Consider the following 16,827-nt stretch of genomic DNA (forward strand, 5'->3'; position numbering starts at 1 on the left):
GATGGGCTGCCGACTGGAAAATGAGTAAGGGTACGTCTTTAAATTGGATGGATATCTCGGAAACTTTTTTGGGTAGCCGTTTTCCGGTTCTCAGATAGAAGGGGACTCCTTTCCACCGCCAGTTATCTACCATCAGTTTCATGGCCACATAGGTAGGAGTCGAGGAGTTTTCCCCTACGCCGGGTTCTTCTAAATAGCCGGGAACCTGCTTCCCTTTCATCCATCCTGCTTTGTATTGTCCTCTAATAGCTGATTTTTCGAGGTTATTAACGTCAAAAAGATGGGTGGCTTGTAAGACCTTCACTTTTTCGTTACGAATGCTATCGGCGTTTAAGGCATAGGGGGGTTCCATAGCGGTGAGGCAGAATAGCTGCATGAGGTGGTTTTGCAGCATATCTCGCAAGGCCCCGGAGGTATCGTAATAACCGGCTCTATCTTCAACTCCGACAGTTTCGGCTACGGTTATTTGGACGTGATCAACAAATTGACGGTTCCATAGGGGTTCAAAAATAGCGTTAGCAAAGCGGAACACTAATAAGTTTTGAACGGTTTCTTTACCGAGATAGTGGTCAATACGATAAACCTGTTCTTCTTTACAGACATTCTGTACAATGCGGTTGAGAACTTGGGCCGAACTTAAGTCTTTTCCAAAGGGTTTCTCGATGACGATACGGTGTTTCATGGGGTCGCTTAACATTCCTGCAGCCCCTAACTGTTTAATTCCTGGGGGGAAAAACTTAGGAGAAACAGAAAGGTAGAAAACACGATTACCTCTAGTGCCGCGTTTTCCGTCTAATTCTTCTAAAAAGCCTTTTAATTTTTGATAACTCTCAGGATCATCCATATTGCCTGAGCAATAATATAATCCTTCGGCGAAATCCTTCCATAATTCTTCGTTTCCAATGCCGTCGGAAAATTCTTCAATGCCCTCACGCATTTGTTCTCTAAAATAGTCATGGCTCCAGTCTCTACGGGCAACCCCAACCACGGTTAATTCTGGGGGGAGTCGCCGTTCCTGTTTCATCTTGTAGAGTGCCGGAACGAGTTTACGTTGAGTGAGGTCGCCGGATGCTCCAAAAATGACAAGTATTAAGGGTTCTGGGGTTCTTTCTTGGCGCAGTCCAACGCGAAATGGGTTTTCTAACAGCGTTACCATAAGCTTCTTCTTGGCTCCTTCGATAGTCTCTAGTTTAACGAGAACTTTTTTGAAGATAGGTAAGTTATTACACAAAATTAAGCTTTGCAGAAAGAGACGGGACAAAAGAAAATAGCCAATGAGATTTTATTAACGGTTTCAAATTAGACAATTTTTGTAAATTTTAGTCAGTCTGAGTAACAATTAAAAGATTTTAGCTAAACAGTTATGTTAGATTTAAAGAGGGTTCAAAACTATATTATTTAACCAGCTTAATCTTTTAAGATTAAGGGAATTATTTTGTTGTATTTTATATGTATTAATTATAATGAAAATCAAAGAATTAATAGAAATTAAGTTAGAGAAACTTTATCAAAGTGAATCCGCCGATATTTTAACCCGTATGGGAGAGCTATTAGAGCCAGAAATATCAGCTATTGTCTCACAATTTTATACTGAATTATTAGAAATCCCTGAAACCGAAGCTTTCATCAAACATAGTTTAGTTGATAAAAATCTTAAACAACATTTAACCCATTGGATTAAGGCTTTATTTAACCCTCATAATGAAGCAGAAATCAAAGCAATGATCAAACGACAAAAAAGAGTCGGATTGGTTCATGCTAATATTAATGTCAATTTTAATTATTTTACCTATGGGATTAGTATTTTAAAGCGAGAGATTTATAGTCGTCTTCATGAGTTTCTCAAGACAGAAGAGGATATTACTCAAGCTTTTTTAGTCTTAGGACAAGTGTTTGATATTTTAGTCTCAATTATTTCTGAAGCTTATGTATCTAATGAAGTGATTCATGAAACTAATGAACTTTCTTTGAAGATGAAAGGAATTAGCCCAAATACTGCCATTGAATGTGAAAGATTACGAGGTTTATTATTAGATTGGTTACGAAATACTTTAACCTTTCTCTATCAAAATCCTGATATACATCTAGACTCTTTACCCAAATTACAATCTTCTAATTTTGGTCTTTGGGTGGTTTATAAAGCTGATTTTATTGGATATCAATTAGATTTTGCATCGGATTTAAAACAACAAATTTTAGACATCGACCATGCCCTATTTATAGCTGCAAAATCTAAAATAGAAGGAAAGGAAAACCAGTTTTTTGATAATATTGTTGCCCTCAATGATGCCGTCACCAAAACCTCTTGGTTTATTTCTTCTTTAATAGAAAAAGTGTTAGAATTAGACACAGGAATGGATGCGTTAACCCGTGTCTTTAATCGCCGCTATTTACCTACTATTTTACGTCGTCAAACAGAGATTTGTCGCCAACAAAAACTTCCTTATGCCATGTTAGCTATTGATATTGATCATTTTAAACAAATAAATGATACTTATCAACATAAAGCCGGGGATTTAGTGCTTAAACAATTTGCAGAATTATTATTAGGAACAGTGCGAGAAAGTGACTTTATTTTTCGTTCAGGAGGCGAAGAGTTTTTAGTTTTATTGGGCAGTGCTGATCAATATATTGCTCTCCATATTGCTGAAAGAATTCGTCATAAATGCGAAATTCAAACTTTTAAGATAAATGGGGTTAAATCTCTTAATATTACTTGTAGTATTGGGGTGGCTATTTACGAGGGACATCCTGACTATAATCGTATTCTACAAGAAGCTGATTCAGCCTTATATAAAGCAAAAGATCAAGGAAGAAATTGTGTTGTTTTTAAATAAAATTTTAGTCATAGTGATATCGACAAGATAAAATAATTAACATATCTCCCTCAATTTTATAGACTAATCGATGTTCTTCTGTAATACGTCTTGACCAACATCCTTGTAATTCATATTTTAATGGTTCTGGTTTGCCAAGACCAGAAAAAGGGTTTTTTTGAGCATCTCTAATTAAAGAGCAAATTTTTTGAATATTTTTTTATTTAAAATCGCCCAATTAGTAAACTCCTCAAACGCTTTAACCTCAAAGGTAACTTTTTTCATACTCATCTAAATCAACAGAAATAACTTGACCTTGTTTAACATTTTCTAATGCGTCAAGTAATTGTTTTTTATTAGCTTGTGAACTTAACAAATACTCAGTTTCGTCTTCTTCATCTGCTGATTCTACTAAAACGATGACTTCTACTAGAGAACCTTCGGTTAACTCTGTTTCTGATAATTCGATTTTGCCATTTTTGCCAACAATGGCCTTCTGTTTAATGCTGTTAATCATTACTGATTTTTATCTTGATAAAGTGATTAACTACTCTCTCAGTTTAGATCAATTAAAAAAAGATAGCAATAGAGACTGCAAAAAAGGGTCAACCACCGTTAACCCCTACACACCAATTTAATTGTTTAAAAAAATCATTAATCAAGCTTGTTTTTTGCCTTTAGAAACCAATGCACCCAAGGAAGCTACTCCCAATAATCCTAAAATACTTGCAGTTTCGGGTACAGAAGTAGGTGCGGCTTCTTCAATAAAGGCATTAGCATTGAACCGGTTAGGGGAAATTCCAGTAAAATCGGGCAAGTTCAGGCCAGAACCATTTGAGAAGCACGAAAAAGGTTGTAAATATCGTCAATGATAACAGTATCACTCATGGGTAAATTAATGTAAGTCTTTCTTCTTTAATTATAATAGTATTTATATTAGTTTATTTAAGGTTTATGATGCTAATTACTATTAGTGAAGACACTTTAACTTTATCCCCTGGTAACACGGTTATTTTTCGGGATCAAACATGGGAAGATTATCAGAGATTACTGAATTTAAGACAAGAAACCTCTATTCCTAAACTTTCTTTTAATCTGAATACCCAAGAAATTCGCCTTATGTCTCCTTTACCTAGTCACGGAAAACGGATTGATCTGCTCAGAAATTTAGTGAGAATTCTTTTAGAGAAAAAAGGGTTAGACTGGGAATGTTTTGACCCTATTACTCTAAAAATACCACCAGTAGCAGGAGTTGAACCAGATACCTGTTTTTATATTAATAACAGACAAGGTATTTTAGGTAAAGATAAACTTAATTTAACCGTTGATCCACCTCCAGATTTAGCCATTGAAGTTGATTTTACTTCCATCACAGATATCAATGCTTATGAAGTTATTAAAGTTCCTGAATTATGGATTTATCGCCAAGAAAATTTAAACATTTATTTGTTAGAAGGAGAGAGTTACCAAGACAGTTCAACGAGTCGATTATTTCCTGATTTTGATGTTAAAACTGTCTTACCTCAATATATTGAGTTAGGATGGAATCAAGGATCAAGTCTTGCTTTACGTCAATTTAGTAATCTTTGATGAAACGACATCGCTAATAAAATTAATCTTGATTTTTATTGTTATTTTTAATTCTTTCAATCTCTTGTTGTAATTTTTCAATTTGTTTCCTTAAGTTGGCGGCTTCTTCGCTTTGATCAACTGTAACTGCTTCAGTTTTTTGAGATGTTTTATAATTTCCTTGACGAATATTTTCATACTCGTTAGAATTAGCCCAATTTTGTAAATAATGCACTCTATCAACAGGGAAAGGATGGCTTAAAAAGACTCCATTACCCCCATTATAAATCAAAAATTTATAAAGTTGATTGAGATCATCTTCATCTAATTCACGATACTTATCGGCTTGTTTTATGAACTCATCCAAATGACATTCATGGGCATATTTATGACTGCCTCCAGCCATTTTCATCATCATTCTAAAAATAGGTTCTGTATCATCAATTACCAATAAAGCCGCTCGATCTGCTGATAATTCTGCTTTTCTTCGCCATTCATAAAAAGCAAAAATTAACCCACTACTAATAATATTACCTAAACCTAAAGTCAATTCTCCAAATAAAGACGCTGCCCCCATGGCCCAAATAGCCATTTGTATTAATAAACTATGCTCACATTTTATATGACCTAATTCATGAGCAATGACTGTTCTTAATTCTAGTTCATTGGATAAGTCTAATAACCCCGCATTTAAAACGATATAAGGTTGTTGTTTACCCAAAGAATAAGCATTAGCAATAGGGTTTTGACTGACATAAATTAAGGGTTCAGGATTAATATCTAAATCATAAACCGTTTCTCTAAAAATACCGTACAATGTACCATATTGACGCGGACCGACTTTAATACTATTTCCCATTAAAGAAATGTGTTGAGGTCTTTCATAAAGATATTCCATGAAGCTACTAGCAACAATATCAAAACCCGGAACACTTCTTAACGTTTGTTCTGCTTGTTTATCTAGGGGATGACGAAACGCCTCCCTTGAAAGTCCAGGATAACTAGACATGGTTTCCTCTCTTTAAATTCTGGATAATTAATTATATATTGTACAACAGATAAGAGAAGACTTGAATATTAAGCATTGTTATCTGTGATTTAAAAAATGTTTAAATATACCGTAAAAAATAACTCAATAGACAATCATAAAACCTTAAGTGAATCAGTGAAGAAAAAAGCATTTAATTAACCCTTTGACTGAGACGGGAGAAACTGCGTTATAATTTGATTTATTTATTATCTTATTCGCCAAATTATCATAATGATGAAAACAGTATTTTTTTTTAGTAAACGTTTTTTAAAGATAGGGAAACGAAGAAAACCCCTACAACAAGTTGATGTATTACATCCTGCTGAAAACGATTTATATCATTGGCTATTAGCCTTATCTTGGCAAAAATTCCTCTTATTAACCAGTCTTTTTTATTTAGTTATTAATATTATCTTTGCTGTTGCTTATTTAACCACAGGAGAGGGAATTGCTAATGCTGAACCAGGGTCATTTAAAGACGCATTTTTCTTTAGTATTCAAACCCTATCGACGGTAGGATATGGTTCGATGTATCCCGAAACGCTCTATGCTCAAATTTTAGTCACTTTAGAGGTATGGACAGGATTATTATTAGTGGCCATTTTAACTGGATTAATGTTTGCTCGTTTCTCTCGCCCGACGGCTAGGGTTTTATTTAGTAAAGTTGCTGTAATCTGCCCATTTAACGGGGTTCCTACTCTAATGTTTCGCGCCGCTAACCAACGAGATAATCAAATTTTAGAAGCACAAATACAAGTCAGTTTAGTGCGCAACGAAATCAGTAGTGAAGGTCATTTTATGCGCCGTTTTTATGATTTGAATTTATTGCGATCGCAGACTCCTATGTTTAGTTTAAGTTGGCAAGTAATGCACGCCATTGATGAAAATAGCCCTTTTTTTGGAACCTCAGCGGATAGTTTAGCCGAAGACAATACCGAACTTTGGGTTACCTTAACGGGATTAGATGAAACCTTTTCTCAAACCATTCACGCCCGTTATTTATACCGTTATCAAGACATTTTATGGGATATGAAATTAGTCGATATTTTCCGACAAAGGCCCGATGGCAAGTATTATATTGATATCAATCGTTTTCATGATGTTATTCCTTTTTATCCCACAGAAATTAAACCTAAAAAAGATGAGGAGGTAGTTATCTAAGAACATAACTACCTCCTGGTATTCGAGATAATCTCAAGGTCAGAAATAATCAACTTCCTTCTTGTTGTAATTTTTGTCCAAGTCTGGGTTCCGTTCCTTGTACAAGACGAATAATATTAGTCCGATGACGGAAGATAACATACAGTCCCACAATTAGCCCAAATAAACAATAGGGTAAAGGCTGATGTAACCCAAACATGAGAATGTTAACCGCTATGACTCCAGTAATAGAACTCAGGGAGACAATACGGGATAAGCTTAACATGGCTAAAAAGCTGCCTAAGGTTCCTAACGCCACAATGGGGTTAAGAACTAATAAAACACCTAAACTAGATGCCACGGATTTTCCACCGGTAAAATTGAGAAAAATTGATTTACTGTGACCAAACACAGCAGCGATCGCAGCTAAGATTACTAACCAAGGTTTCCATTCTGAGGGGATCAGCTCCGTCCATTGGAAGAAAAACCAGAGTTTAACCATGATAACCGCTAACATCGCTTTGGCTAAATCTACCGTTAAGACGAAAATCGCAGCCCGTTTGCCAATGGTGCGTAAAATATTAGTGGCACCGGTTGATCCCGAACCATGTTCACGAACATCAATCCCTTTGAGATGTAACCCGGTTAGGTATCCTGTGGGAATCGAACCCAGTAGATAGCCGATGAGAATTAGTAATGCGCTAATGAAAAAAGCCATAAGTCATAATAAAAATTGAAGGTGGTCAAAGTTTTGGTCGTTTAATAGAGATAACTGCTCATTTGTTGTGGATCGGGGGCAAAGGCCAACCATAACGGAAATTGCAGTAAGGAGAGGCTGATTTGTTCTTCTGCTTCGTCAATGATGACCAGAGGCAGAAACTTCTCCTCTACTAATCTCTCTGCTTTTTGAATCAAAGGATCGGGAGACTCAAATAAGACGATCCCTCTTTCTGGGCCAAAATCCCCCCGAGAAATGCCTAAACAGTCTTGGAGTCCCCGTCGCCATTCTCCCAGTCTTTCTGGGGTATGGGCTAAAATTAGAAACCGAGTGCGATCGCCGTGCAGTTCATTGAGAACGGAAATCACCGCCGAAGCCACTAAGATGTTTTGTAAGCGACTGCCCATCGAACGAATGGTTCCCCTTCCCCCTTGAGAAAAGAACCATTTTTGTACTCTTTCGGCGTGAATGGGTTCAAAGGTTCGGCGTAACTGCCAAGGCGGTCCATAGTAGTCAGGATTTTTGCGGTACTGCTCTAAAATTTGCTGAATTTTACGAGTTTGTTCGGCGAATTCTTGAGGCGCAAATTGGACTGTTGACCCGCTATTTGAGGGAGGTGTTACCGGTTCTGAGGGTTGTTCCCAACTCTCTTGAGTCGGCAAGTCCAACTGTTCAGCGGCGGCAGCGAGATCCTGTAAACTCCCCACCAGATAATCTTTAAAACCCTGTACCCGAATGGCCAAGTCTTGGGAGATTCCTGCAAAGGTGGTTTTCATTTCCTCCCGAATCCTATCCCGACGACGTTCTAATTGTTCAACGGATAGTTCGAGGGTTTGTTTTTTTTGCTGAAGTTCTTTGAGTCCTTCTGTTACCATTTTTTCCAAAGTCTGTTCTACTGCCTGGGTTTTTTCTGACAGTTTTTGAGCTTTGCTGGCTTCTAAAGCTTCGATTTCAGCGATTAAACCCTGTTTCTGTTGTTTGAGGTCGGCAACCTCTTGGTTAAGCTCTTCAATGGTCTTTTCTAAATCCACTGGTCTAGAGGGCTCATCATTAGCGGAGTCGTCCTTATCTGATGAGTCAACCACTTCATTGTTTTCCCCCTGTGTCTCAGGAAGGTTTAACGGTTCCAACCCTTCTTTATCCTCGAAAGAAGCTTTCTCTTGAGGGGAATTAGGGGTGAGATCGGGGTTTGAAGATTGGGGAACGTCTGAGGTCATGGATTTCGTGTAAGGAACAGGGTTCAGGATTTTAGATTCTGAGCAAGTCAATCAAAGGCTTAGGAGACCATAGGTTACAGATGGATATAATCTGCCCTATTTAGGTGACGGCAATTGAACGCAATCCAATTAGTTTTGTGTCCTCTCGAATCACCTAATTTTTATCTGTTACCTATTGCCTATTTTTTCGACTAAAGGGAGTTAACTTATCAAAAGTCTATCGTTGAATCGGTATTCATTTCAACCCGCTTTCTTCTATTTTATCAAAATTACAGAATCGTTCCAAACAGGCGTTAAGGGTTTGGGGATCAAAGATAATGGGGAGAAAGTGGATACTCTTGACTTCTTTAAAGTAAAATAATATGGGGATAGGTTGCCAAAATATTTTCCAGTTTTGCCATTCACTATAGGGGAAACTACGAATACGCTGATCAGATCGATAAACATCTAAAGCGGTTGGAGTAAATTGTAGGCGAATGGTAACCGTTTGTAGGAGCAAAAACAAGCCCAATAAGGCTAAGGGAAAACTGACCCAAGGTTGTATGAATAAAGTCGCGATCGCCATCACGATCAAAATAATCGGGATGTTATAGCTTGGGGCCAGTTCTATGGTTTGCTGGTTGACATTAGGGGGAGTTACAGAAGTCATAGGAAGGGCAAGAATCTGTATTGAGCAGAACAATTATGGGACAATGATAAAAGAGATAAATTATAGCCAAATTAGCTCCCAGGATAACATCTATCTCCTGATTTATGGAACCGTTATTGTCAACTTTTTTAGAAAGTCCCATGCTGAAGTTGTTATTTTTGTCAACCCCTGTCGGACCATTAGGCTCAGGAATTGGGGGAGGCGTTGAGTTAACCCTGCTTAACCTAGGGCAAGAATTGAGTCAACGGGGACATCAAGTCACGGTGGTGGCACCTCAAGGCTCAAAATTACCCCATCTTTCTTGTCAAGAAATTTCAGGAACTTGCCAAGAGATGATCCAAAATCATCGTCGAGACACGCCTATTATTTTGCCTGAAAATTCTGTTTTGGCTAATATGTGGGACTATGCCAGAAGGGTGCAAAATGACTATGATTTAATGGTTAATTTTGCGTTTGATTGGTTACCTTTTTATCTTACTCCTTTTTTCCATTGTCCTATTGCCCATTTTATCAGTATGGGGTCGATTACGGATGCTTTTGATGAGGTTATGAACCGAGTGGCTATCAAATACCCAAAAACCATTGGGGTTTATACCCATACTCAAGCCAAAACCTTTCCTTTTAATGATATTTGTCATATCTTAGGCAGTGGCTTAAATTTATCTTTATATAATTATTATGATACCCCTGATCATTGTTTAGCTTGGGTGGGAAGAATTGCCCCAGAAAAGGCGTTAGAAGATGCCATAGAAGCAGCAGAAATCGTTAATATTCCCTTAAAAATTTTTGGTAAGGTGACGGATGAAGACTATTGGCAAACCATTCGTCAAAATTATCCCCATGCACCTTATCAATATGAAGGCTTTTTGAGTACCCAAGAATTACAAGAAAAGTTAGGGCAATGCAAAGCTTTATTGATGACTCCGCGATGGGTAGAAGCTTTCGGAAATGTGGCTATTGAAGCGTTAGCTTGTGGGGTTCCTGTGATTGCGTATCGACGGGGTGGACCGGCTGAAATTGTCCAACATAAAAAGACGGGATTTTTAGTCGAACCGGATAGTATTTCTGGGTTAGTTGATGGGATTAATCAGATTGATGAAATTGACAGGCAACAATGTCGTCAACAAGCTGAAGCAGACTATTCTCTTAAAGCTTTAGGCGATCGCTTTGAAGGTTGGTTTTACCAATTAGTTTAATTTTTCAGATGAATTAAGATAGTCTCCCTACAGTTGCTCCTCTGAAAAGGAAGCTCAGTAGATCGAAAACTTACTTGTTTGGGCTGCAAGGGAGACGAGCGACCCCGGTGGGGTTCCCCGACAAGCGTGAACGCGCGAGGAGTGGGGAGAAGGGGAGATTATTTTAAAGTATTTTAGAGTAAATAAAAGTTCAAAAGGTTATAAATCTCTAAGAATCTCAATCATATTCCCTAATTTTTTATTTTTATTCTATTTTCTTTCTCCTCCGCTCCGGTCTCCCTGCTCCCCCGCAATCCTAACTAGGATCTTTGTGATCTACTTAAGCTATTTTGAGTAACAATTGATCAACACTAGCATTAGGTTCGAGAAACGAAAATAAATGTTTATATTGGATTTTACCGGTTTTATCTAACACAAACTGGGCGGGAAGGGGGGCGCCTAACGCTTGTCCGGTATGATACATCCGAAACACCTTACAATCGGGGTTACTCAATAAAGGCATTTTTAACCCTAAATCTCGAACCACAATTTGACTTTGTTGAGCGTCGGTACTGGTAATCATTAAAACCTCTACACCCCGTTCAACAAACCGTTCATAATACTTGTTGAGATTAATAATATGGGGATAACAAAAAGGACAATATTGCTTTTCCGTAAAGATACGCGTAAACGCTAAAATAACAGGCTGTTGTTCAAAATAATCTCCTAATCTAACCCTTTGATTATTAGTAATATCTGGTAGAATAAAATCCGGTGCTTGATTGCCTAATAAAATTTGATGAGTGGCAGGAATGGGTAAAAAGTTATTAAAAAAACGTTGATTAAATAAACCTGTAAAATCGGTAGATGTCAACATAAGTTTATGGTATTTTTTTTCATTCGTGAACAGGGGATCAACTTAATAATTTTTCTTTAAAATTTTCGGCTTTCTGGGGATCAGGAATTTTTGTGGCTAATGCCTTGACAAAATCCGACGGAGAAATGTTAGGATTTTTCTTGACCGTTTTTTGACAGATTAAAGAAGCCATTGGACCAATTAATTCAGCTAATTCTGTTTGACACTGTTCAACAAAATTAGGGTCAATCTTTTCGGTGGGTTCGCTAAAGGCAAAAGATTGAGGTTTAGGGGGTAACGGTAAAGGTGTATTAGGTGGCGCAACACGAGTGGGCATATCTTCATCATTCTCACTAACGGCATTAAGGGCAAAATTATCCAGAAAACTATCGGAGCCGTACAAGTTATGATAAACCGCTTCTAATTGGTTAAGAACAACTTGTGCCGATTCAGGCCGCTGATTGGGTAAACGAGCCATAATTTGATCGACCACATCAGCAAACTCCGCTGATAATTCCGGAACCCTCTCTCGCCAGTTTAACTGATCAACATGGGAATCATACAACTCACTGGGATGTTTTCCCGTTAATAAATAAACAATGGTCCGTCCCAACGCGAAAAAATCCGACTGGGGAACCGCCTGACCATTTAACTGTTCAATGGGGCTATAGCCCGCCGAAAATAGCCCTGTCACCTCTCCGGTTGATTGTTTTGATAGATAGGTATCTGTAACCTCCCTAGCGGTGCCAAAATCGATTAAAACCAACTGTCCCGTAGACCGTAACATGATATTGGACGGTTTAATATCACGATGAAAAAAATTATGATGGTGAATTTCTTCTAAAATTCGCAATAACTGCATTAACCACTGAATGGCTATTTTTTGGGAAATACACTTACCCCGTTGAGTAATATATTGATTCAAATTAAGCCCCTCTATTTTTTCCATCACCAAACAGTACAAGGGGGTGTTGCTATTGTTTAAATAGAAAGTGAAGTGAGCATCTGGCTCAACTTGGGGAATGCCTGGATGATTAAGACGACTTAACACACTCACTTCTCTCTCGAACAGTTCGAGATATTTAGGATGATTATGAAGAAGAACTTTAAGTACCTTATGGGTAGATTGATTTCCGTCCGAGTGCTGGGGATTACTATCTTGTACTTCGTAGGTTTTGCCAAACCCCCCACCCCCCAATTCCTTAATAACCCGATAGCGTCCATCCAGCAGTAACTCTGAGCCACAGCTTTGGCAAAAAAGGGATGTGTCCCGATTGTCAGGATTAGAACATTGAGGGTTAATGCAAAGGCTCATCTACACTTGTCATGGGTCAATCTTTCTCTAGTTTAGACTGCCAGATTCAGTTATACACTAAATTTTATCAACCAACATAATTGATAGGGCTGAGGGTAGTTAGATCAAAAAATAAATGATATTATAAAAGGCTGCAGCATTTATTGAATAAGTTCTATGAGTTTGACCGCTAACGAAAAACAAGCCTTGATCACTGAATACCAAGTTCACGAAACTGACACCGGATCGGCTGATTTACAAGTGGCTATCCTTACTAAACGCATCACCCAATTAACGGATCATTTAAAGCAAAATCCTAAAGATCATGCGTCTCGTCGAGGACTCCTGAAAATGATTGGCCGTCGTCGCCGTTTATTAGCTTATATTAACGGCAAAGATACCAATCGTTATCAAGCCCTCATTAAACGCCTTGGCATTCGTCGTTAGAAAAAGCACGAGGAAGTTTGTATGAAGTCAGAAGTCAGAAGTCAGAAGTCAGAAGTCAGAAGTTTAATTTATGTTGACATCTAATTCTTCCTCTTCTGCTTCGTTTGACTATAGCTAGACCCCTGCATTGCCTAACGCTAATCCAGCCACTAACATTCCTAAAACTAAAAAGGGTTGTGCGCTGGCTTGGTATTTTACATCATTTTCTAAGGGATCACGCAAGAAATACATATCTTGAAAGGTGATTTGAGGAATGACCAATAAGAGCAAAATGGCAGCATAAAGATTTTGATGGATGTAAATTAAATAAGCCCCAATTCCAGCTTGAAAGACATCAATCATAATGACACATACCCAAGCTGCGGTATTAATCCCAAACATGACAGGCAGGGATTTTAACCCCAGTTGGCGATCGCCTTCGACACTTTTGAAGTCATTAACCACCGCAATTCCTAAGCCAGCTAAACTATAAAATAGGGTTAGGATAACAATCGTCCAGTTTAAGTCCCCAAACAAAGCATGGCCCGCCCACCAGGGTAAGGCAATGTAACTGGCTCCTAGGGCATAATTACCTAACCAGCCATTTTGCTTTAACTTCAATGGGGGAGCCGAATAAATATACGCTAGGAAGGCTCCCCCTAAGGTTAAACACAACATGATGGGAAAGTCATGGCCAACCCATCGATCTAACCCATAACTTAATCCGAGTCCTAACCCCAATAACAATAAAATTTGTGTTACCACCTGAGGAACAGAAATCGCCCCGGAAGGAATAGGGCGATAGGGTTCATTAATGGCATCAATTTCGCGATCGTAGAAATCATTGAGGGTTTGGGTATAGCCAGCCATCAACGGACCTGATAACAGCATACAAGAGGCGGCCAGCAAAACATTTTCTAAATTCCAGGTATAATTCCCGGATGAGGCAGCCCCACAGACAACCCCCCAAATTAAAGGAATCCAAGTAATGGGTTTCATTAACTGTAAGCGTAACTTCCAAAGAGAAGTTTCTCCAGAATTCGCCCCTTTCATTCCTAATAATTGACGAGTTTTGCTGCTTTTTTCGTTAATCTTTGACGGAGTTGAATCAGACATAGGTTAATGGATAATTAATAATGGATCATCAATTAATGTTCAAGGTAACAAAGAACATTTAAACAATGACTTGTTTAAGAGAGATCAGAATTTAATTCTAAATTCTAAATTTTAAATTCTACATTCATTAATCAAACCAGCCAATATCTTCATTGGTCAATGGTTTGCTGGCTGAAGCAGGAGCGGCAAAGGGTTCTAACTCCCTAGCTTGCCTAGTTAAAGCTGTTTCTTTTACCTGCAATTCTTCGCGAGGTGAAGGAGTGGGAACCAGGGGTTTAGGCTCTTCTTGTCGTTTCGCCTGTAATGAAGCAATTAACTCATTTTTTTCGGCTAATTCTACCGCTAACTCTTCTTTTTGTTGCAGTTGCCTATAGAGTTTTTCTACTAATTCTTTTTGTTCATTTAATTGGGATTGATAGTTTTCTGCGTCTTTTAATTCGTTTTGCAAACGACTACTTAAGTCTCGTTCCTCTTTAATTTCAGTTTCTAAGGTTTTGACTTTATTTTGTAAGCTGTCGACTTGTTTTTTTTCTTGTTGCAGGGCCTGATTTAATTCGGTGATCAGTTCATCTAATTGGGCTTTAGTCAGACGAGCGCGATTGCTAGGAACGATAGGAGTTTGCCCTGTTTCAGAAGTAGTTTCTGAATTGTTTGTGGCTTCTTCTCGTATTAAATCTGATAATTCTTTTTTTGTCATAATTGATTCCAATCCCGTTGTAATTCTTCGACGACTCGGCGATAATCCGCTTGCGCTTCTTTGGCATTTTTGCCACGCCATTCTGTGATGGGAACCCCTTCTAAAACGGCTCTTTCGTGGGCTTTGTATTGACGCACAAAGGCATGACAAGCGGGAATTCCTAATTCGAGTAAGGTGTTTTGAGCCTCTAGGGTTTCTTTTAAACTGCGAGAGTCTACTTTTGTTAATAATACCCGATGAGCGACCTTTAACGGCATGACTGCGGTTTTGACGGTTTCGATGAGCGCGGTTAAATCCATGGCCGCTGGCGGTGTGGGGAGGATGATGTAATCGGCACAGGTGATCACTGATTTTAGGGCTTCTGAACGTAAGGCCGGGGGGGTATCGACAACAATTAAATCATATTCTTCTACTTTACGCAGTTTTTGCAGAATTTTGGGGTTATTTTCCTCGGTTAAGTCAAAATCCATTCCCTCTTTACCCCGTTGTGTCCACCAACTGGCCGAACCCTGGGGATCAGCATCTACCAGTAAAACGTCTTGTTTTTCAGCTAAAATAGCGGCCACATTCACCGCCGTTGTGGTCTTACCCACACCCCCTTTCCCATTAATAATGGCAATAATGGTGGTTGGGGATGAGTTTGATGCTGATGCAGAATTCTCCTTGCTCATATTGCCCTATATCTACCCATTTAATTATTATCTCATCTCTTGTTCCCATAATCTCCCTGTCTGTGCATTCAGGTGTCAAGGGTTTTCGCGATCGCCGGTAATTGTAAATAACTCGGATAAGTGCCTTCTTCTTTAATGCGTTTAATTTCCGTTTCAGGAATGGGTAATTGATGATAAGCTGCGATCGCTTTGACAATATCTCCGCGATCGATAATGCCGGCTACAGCACCGGCAGGGGATAATACGGTAATATAACCCTCGTTTATGGCTTCTAGCTTTTCAATAATGGTAACAACGGGGGTTGTTTCACCCACGGAAGGAATGGTATTTAAAGGATGAACCATGTCCCACACTGTCATGGTATCCCATTGACTGCGTTCAATATTTTGTAAGTCTTCAATGACAATTAACCCTCGATACCGTCCTTCTGATGCAGCAAAATAGACCATCCTCTCATGGAGTTCACTGAGTAGATAGTCTTGAGCCAATTGAGTTATGGTGAGATGGGCATTAATGACGCGAAACTCACGAGTCATCACTTCCCTAGCGGTAATGGTTAAAAGACTTTCTTGTAATTGGGTGATGCGTTGATAATTTTCTGCATTCCGTCGTACGAACCAACCGATAAAGACGATCCATAGTCCGCTTAAACTACCGGTTAGGAGGATTAAAAATAGACCTAAACTAATCCCTAACCAACCGATTAATTGACCACTGGCAGCTGCCCAACGCACCCCTGTAAAGCGATCGCCTTTTAGTTTCCAAATAATGGCTTTAAGCACTTGTCCCCCGTCTAGGGGGAGGCCGGGAATTAAGTTAAAAATCCCTAGCACTAGGTTAATTCTCGCGATATCTTCCATCATATAGACCGATAAACCACCAATCATATCTAAGTTTTCACGAGACGGAAGGGTTGACAAAAGGGTAAATAGAATAACCGAGAGTCCTAAACTCACCAATGGTCCGGCCATCGCTACCCAAAAGGCTCCGATGGGGTTTTCTGATTCTTTTTCGATGGCTGCGACTCCCCCAAAGAGAAATAGGGTTATGGAATTAACATTGATTCCTTGAGCTAAGGCTACTAAGCTATGACCTAATTCGTGTAGAAGGACTGAAATAAACAGAAGTAAAGCCAAAATTAGCCCGGCGATCCAAGCTAACCACCAGAGGTTTCCCACTAAGTTAAGTTGGGTTATTTCTTGAGAATTAACCAGGGTAACTAACCCCAAAATGAAAAACCAAGAAGAGTCAATATAAAGAGGGATGCCCAATAAAGAACCAATTTGCCATTTTCCGTCCATGATCAAAGGGAGTGTATTTTTTATTTTTCTTAACAATTTTTCAGCTAATGCCTTGTTATCTTCAATGTTAGCCGTGGAGTTATGAATAGTTTTTTCTACAATCAACCTCCAATTAATATCTTAACGTAAACTTGTCTTCTCGAATATTTTTG

General features: G+C 38.7%; 18 protein-coding genes and 1 pseudogene. 6 read left to right on the top strand and 13 right to left on the bottom strand.

Annotated elements, in window-relative coordinates:
* Positions 1-1,156 (bottom strand): glucose-6-phosphate dehydrogenase (gene zwf, locus C4E06_RS23430; protein WP_107670785.1); only part of this gene is annotated, 1,156 nt, incomplete at its 3' end.
* A gap of 307 nt (positions 1,157-1,463) precedes the next feature.
* On the opposite strand from zwf, the gene C4E06_RS23435 reads away from it, so the two are divergent.
* Positions 1,464-2,837 carry a GGDEF domain-containing protein gene (locus C4E06_RS23435; RefSeq protein WP_107670786.1) on the top strand — a complete coding sequence of 458 codons (1,374 nt, stop codon included), beginning with the start codon at positions 1,464-1,466 and terminating at the stop codon, positions 2,835-2,837.
* 4 nt (positions 2,838-2,841) lie between these two features.
* Here C4E06_RS23435 and C4E06_RS29735 read toward each other — a convergent pair.
* A pseudogene (locus C4E06_RS29735) lies at positions 2,842-3,101 on the bottom strand (Txe/YoeB family addiction module toxin).
* On the bottom strand, positions 3,082-3,333 hold the full coding sequence (locus tag C4E06_RS23445; protein ID WP_107670787.1) for a hypothetical protein: 252 nt from the start codon (positions 3,331-3,333) through the stop codon (positions 3,082-3,084). The pseudogene C4E06_RS29735 and the gene C4E06_RS23445 overlap by 20 nt, the downstream one beginning before the upstream one ends.
* 121 nt (positions 3,334-3,454) lie before the next feature.
* Here C4E06_RS23445 and C4E06_RS28420 point away from each other — a divergent pair, with 121 nt between their 5' ends.
* Positions 3,455-3,688: a hypothetical protein gene (locus C4E06_RS28420; RefSeq protein ID WP_107670788.1), complete on the top strand. Its 234-nt coding sequence runs from the start codon at positions 3,455-3,457 to the stop codon at positions 3,686-3,688.
* A gap of 82 nt (positions 3,689-3,770) precedes the next feature.
* The gene (locus C4E06_RS23455; protein ID WP_198648984.1) at positions 3,771-4,406 is read left to right on the top strand and encodes a Uma2 family endonuclease; all 636 of its coding nucleotides are present in this window, start codon (positions 3,771-3,773) and stop codon (positions 4,404-4,406) included.
* Between the two features lie 22 nt (positions 4,407-4,428).
* Here C4E06_RS23455 and C4E06_RS23460 read toward each other — a convergent pair whose 3' ends face one another.
* The gene (locus C4E06_RS23460; protein ID WP_107670790.1) at positions 4,429-5,394 is read right to left on the bottom strand and encodes a M48 family metallopeptidase; all 966 of its coding nucleotides are present in this window, start codon (positions 5,392-5,394) and stop codon (positions 4,429-4,431) included.
* 255 nt (positions 5,395-5,649) lie between these two features.
* On the opposite strand from C4E06_RS23460, the gene C4E06_RS23465 reads away from it, so the two are divergent.
* Positions 5,650-6,576: an ion channel gene (locus C4E06_RS23465; protein ID WP_107670791.1), complete on the top strand. Its 927-nt coding sequence runs from the start codon at positions 5,650-5,652 to the stop codon at positions 6,574-6,576.
* Positions 6,577-6,625: 49 nt separating this feature from the next.
* Here C4E06_RS23465 and plsY read toward each other — a convergent pair whose 3' ends face one another.
* The 3 genes from plsY to C4E06_RS23480 all read right to left on the bottom strand — a co-directional run bounded on the left by plsY (position 6,626) and on the right by C4E06_RS23480 (position 9,139).
* The gene (plsY, locus tag C4E06_RS23470) at positions 6,626-7,273 is read right to left on the bottom strand and encodes a glycerol-3-phosphate 1-O-acyltransferase PlsY (RefSeq protein ID WP_107670792.1); all 648 of its coding nucleotides are present in this window, start codon (positions 7,271-7,273) and stop codon (positions 6,626-6,628) included.
* A 41-nt stretch (positions 7,274-7,314) separates the two neighbouring features.
* On the bottom strand, positions 7,315-8,490 hold the full coding sequence (locus C4E06_RS23475) for a DUF3086 domain-containing protein (RefSeq protein ID WP_107670793.1): 1,176 nt from the start codon (positions 8,488-8,490) through the stop codon (positions 7,315-7,317).
* A gap of 235 nt (positions 8,491-8,725) precedes the next feature.
* The gene (locus tag C4E06_RS23480) at positions 8,726-9,139 is read right to left on the bottom strand and encodes a DUF3119 family protein (RefSeq protein ID WP_107670794.1); all 414 of its coding nucleotides are present in this window, start codon (positions 9,137-9,139) and stop codon (positions 8,726-8,728) included.
* Positions 9,140-9,243: 104 nt separating this feature from the next.
* On the opposite strand from C4E06_RS23480, the gene C4E06_RS23485 reads away from it, so the two are divergent.
* Positions 9,244-10,335 (top strand): glycosyltransferase family 4 protein, encoded by a 1,092-nt coding sequence (locus C4E06_RS23485; protein WP_107670795.1) that lies wholly within the window; start codon positions 9,244-9,246, stop codon positions 10,333-10,335.
* Between the two features lie 319 nt (positions 10,336-10,654).
* On the opposite strand, the gene C4E06_RS23490 is transcribed toward C4E06_RS23485, so the two are convergent.
* Together C4E06_RS23490 and C4E06_RS23495 are read right to left on the bottom strand one after the other, a co-directional pair.
* Positions 10,655-11,191 carry a peroxiredoxin family protein gene (locus tag C4E06_RS23490; RefSeq protein ID WP_107670796.1) on the bottom strand — a complete coding sequence of 179 codons (537 nt, stop codon included), beginning with the start codon at positions 11,189-11,191 and terminating at the stop codon, positions 10,655-10,657.
* 37 nt (positions 11,192-11,228) lie between these two features.
* Positions 11,229-12,485, bottom strand: a complete 1,257-nt coding sequence (locus C4E06_RS23495) for a serine/threonine-protein kinase (RefSeq protein ID WP_107670797.1) — start codon at positions 12,483-12,485, stop codon at positions 11,229-11,231.
* Positions 12,486-12,641: 156 nt separating this feature from the next.
* Between C4E06_RS23495 and rpsO the strand changes: the two genes are divergently transcribed.
* On the top strand, positions 12,642-12,911 hold the full coding sequence (gene rpsO, locus C4E06_RS23500) for a 30S ribosomal protein S15 (RefSeq protein ID WP_107670798.1): 270 nt from the start codon (positions 12,642-12,644) through the stop codon (positions 12,909-12,911).
* Between the two features lie 114 nt (positions 12,912-13,025).
* Here rpsO and chlG read toward each other — a convergent pair whose 3' ends face one another.
* From chlG to C4E06_RS23520, 4 genes are all read right to left on the bottom strand, one after another.
* On the bottom strand, positions 13,026-14,006 hold the full coding sequence (gene chlG / locus C4E06_RS23505) for a chlorophyll synthase ChlG (RefSeq protein WP_107670799.1): 981 nt from the start codon (positions 14,004-14,006) through the stop codon (positions 13,026-13,028).
* Between the two features lie 127 nt (positions 14,007-14,133).
* Entirely contained in the window at positions 14,134-14,703 is a 570-nt protein-coding gene (locus tag C4E06_RS23510) for a hypothetical protein (RefSeq protein ID WP_107670800.1), read from the bottom strand.
* On the bottom strand, positions 14,700-15,374 hold the full coding sequence (locus C4E06_RS23515) for a ParA family protein (protein ID WP_107670801.1): 675 nt from the start codon (positions 15,372-15,374) through the stop codon (positions 14,700-14,702). Before C4E06_RS23515 ends, C4E06_RS23510 begins: the two co-directional genes overlap by 4 nt.
* A gap of 68 nt (positions 15,375-15,442) precedes the next feature.
* Positions 15,443-16,675 (bottom strand): site-2 protease family protein, encoded by a 1,233-nt coding sequence (locus C4E06_RS23520; RefSeq protein WP_107670840.1) that lies wholly within the window; start codon positions 16,673-16,675, stop codon positions 15,443-15,445.
* Positions 16,676-16,827 lie beyond the last annotated feature (152 nt).

The organism is Cyanothece sp. BG0011, assembly GCF_003013815.1.
GTDB lineage: Bacteria > Cyanobacteriota > Cyanobacteriia > Cyanobacteriales > Microcystaceae > Crocosphaera.

Excerpts from the sequence above, each read along its gene's own strand:
- C4E06_RS23435 (WP_107670786.1), top strand. The coding sequence starts at position 1,464 with ATGAAAATCAAAGAATTAATAGAAATTAAGTTAGAGAAACTTTATCAA.
- C4E06_RS23445 (WP_107670787.1), bottom strand. The coding sequence starts at position 3,333 with ATGATTAACAGCATTAAACAGAAGGCCATTGTTGGCAAAAATGGCAAA.
- C4E06_RS23455 (WP_198648984.1), top strand. The coding sequence starts at position 3,771 with ATGATGCTAATTACTATTAGTGAAGACACTTTAACTTTATCCCCTGGT.
- C4E06_RS23460 (WP_107670790.1), bottom strand. The coding sequence starts at position 5,394 with ATGTCTAGTTATCCTGGACTTTCAAGGGAGGCGTTTCGTCATCCCCTA.
- C4E06_RS23465 (WP_107670791.1), top strand. The coding sequence starts at position 5,650 with ATGAAAACAGTATTTTTTTTTAGTAAACGTTTTTTAAAGATAGGGAAA.
- plsY (WP_107670792.1), bottom strand. The coding sequence starts at position 7,273 with ATGGCTTTTTTCATTAGCGCATTACTAATTCTCATCGGCTATCTACTG.
- C4E06_RS23475 (WP_107670793.1), bottom strand. The coding sequence starts at position 8,490 with ATGACCTCAGACGTTCCCCAATCTTCAAACCCCGATCTCACCCCTAAT.
- C4E06_RS23480 (WP_107670794.1), bottom strand. The coding sequence starts at position 9,139 with ATGACTTCTGTAACTCCCCCTAATGTCAACCAGCAAACCATAGAACTG.
- C4E06_RS23485 (WP_107670795.1), top strand. The coding sequence starts at position 9,244 with ATGGAACCGTTATTGTCAACTTTTTTAGAAAGTCCCATGCTGAAGTTG.
- C4E06_RS23490 (WP_107670796.1), bottom strand. The coding sequence starts at position 11,191 with ATGTTGACATCTACCGATTTTACAGGTTTATTTAATCAACGTTTTTTT.
- C4E06_RS23495 (WP_107670797.1), bottom strand. The coding sequence starts at position 12,485 with ATGAGCCTTTGCATTAACCCTCAATGTTCTAATCCTGACAATCGGGAC.
- rpsO (WP_107670798.1), top strand. The coding sequence starts at position 12,642 with ATGAGTTTGACCGCTAACGAAAAACAAGCCTTGATCACTGAATACCAA.
- chlG (WP_107670799.1), bottom strand. The coding sequence starts at position 14,006 with ATGTCTGATTCAACTCCGTCAAAGATTAACGAAAAAAGCAGCAAAACT.
- C4E06_RS23510 (WP_107670800.1), bottom strand. The coding sequence starts at position 14,703 with ATGACAAAAAAAGAATTATCAGATTTAATACGAGAAGAAGCCACAAAC.
- C4E06_RS23515 (WP_107670801.1), bottom strand. The coding sequence starts at position 15,374 with ATGAGCAAGGAGAATTCTGCATCAGCATCAAACTCATCCCCAACCACC.
- C4E06_RS23520 (WP_107670840.1), bottom strand. The coding sequence starts at position 16,675 with ATGGACGGAAAATGGCAAATTGGTTCTTTATTGGGCATCCCTCTTTAT.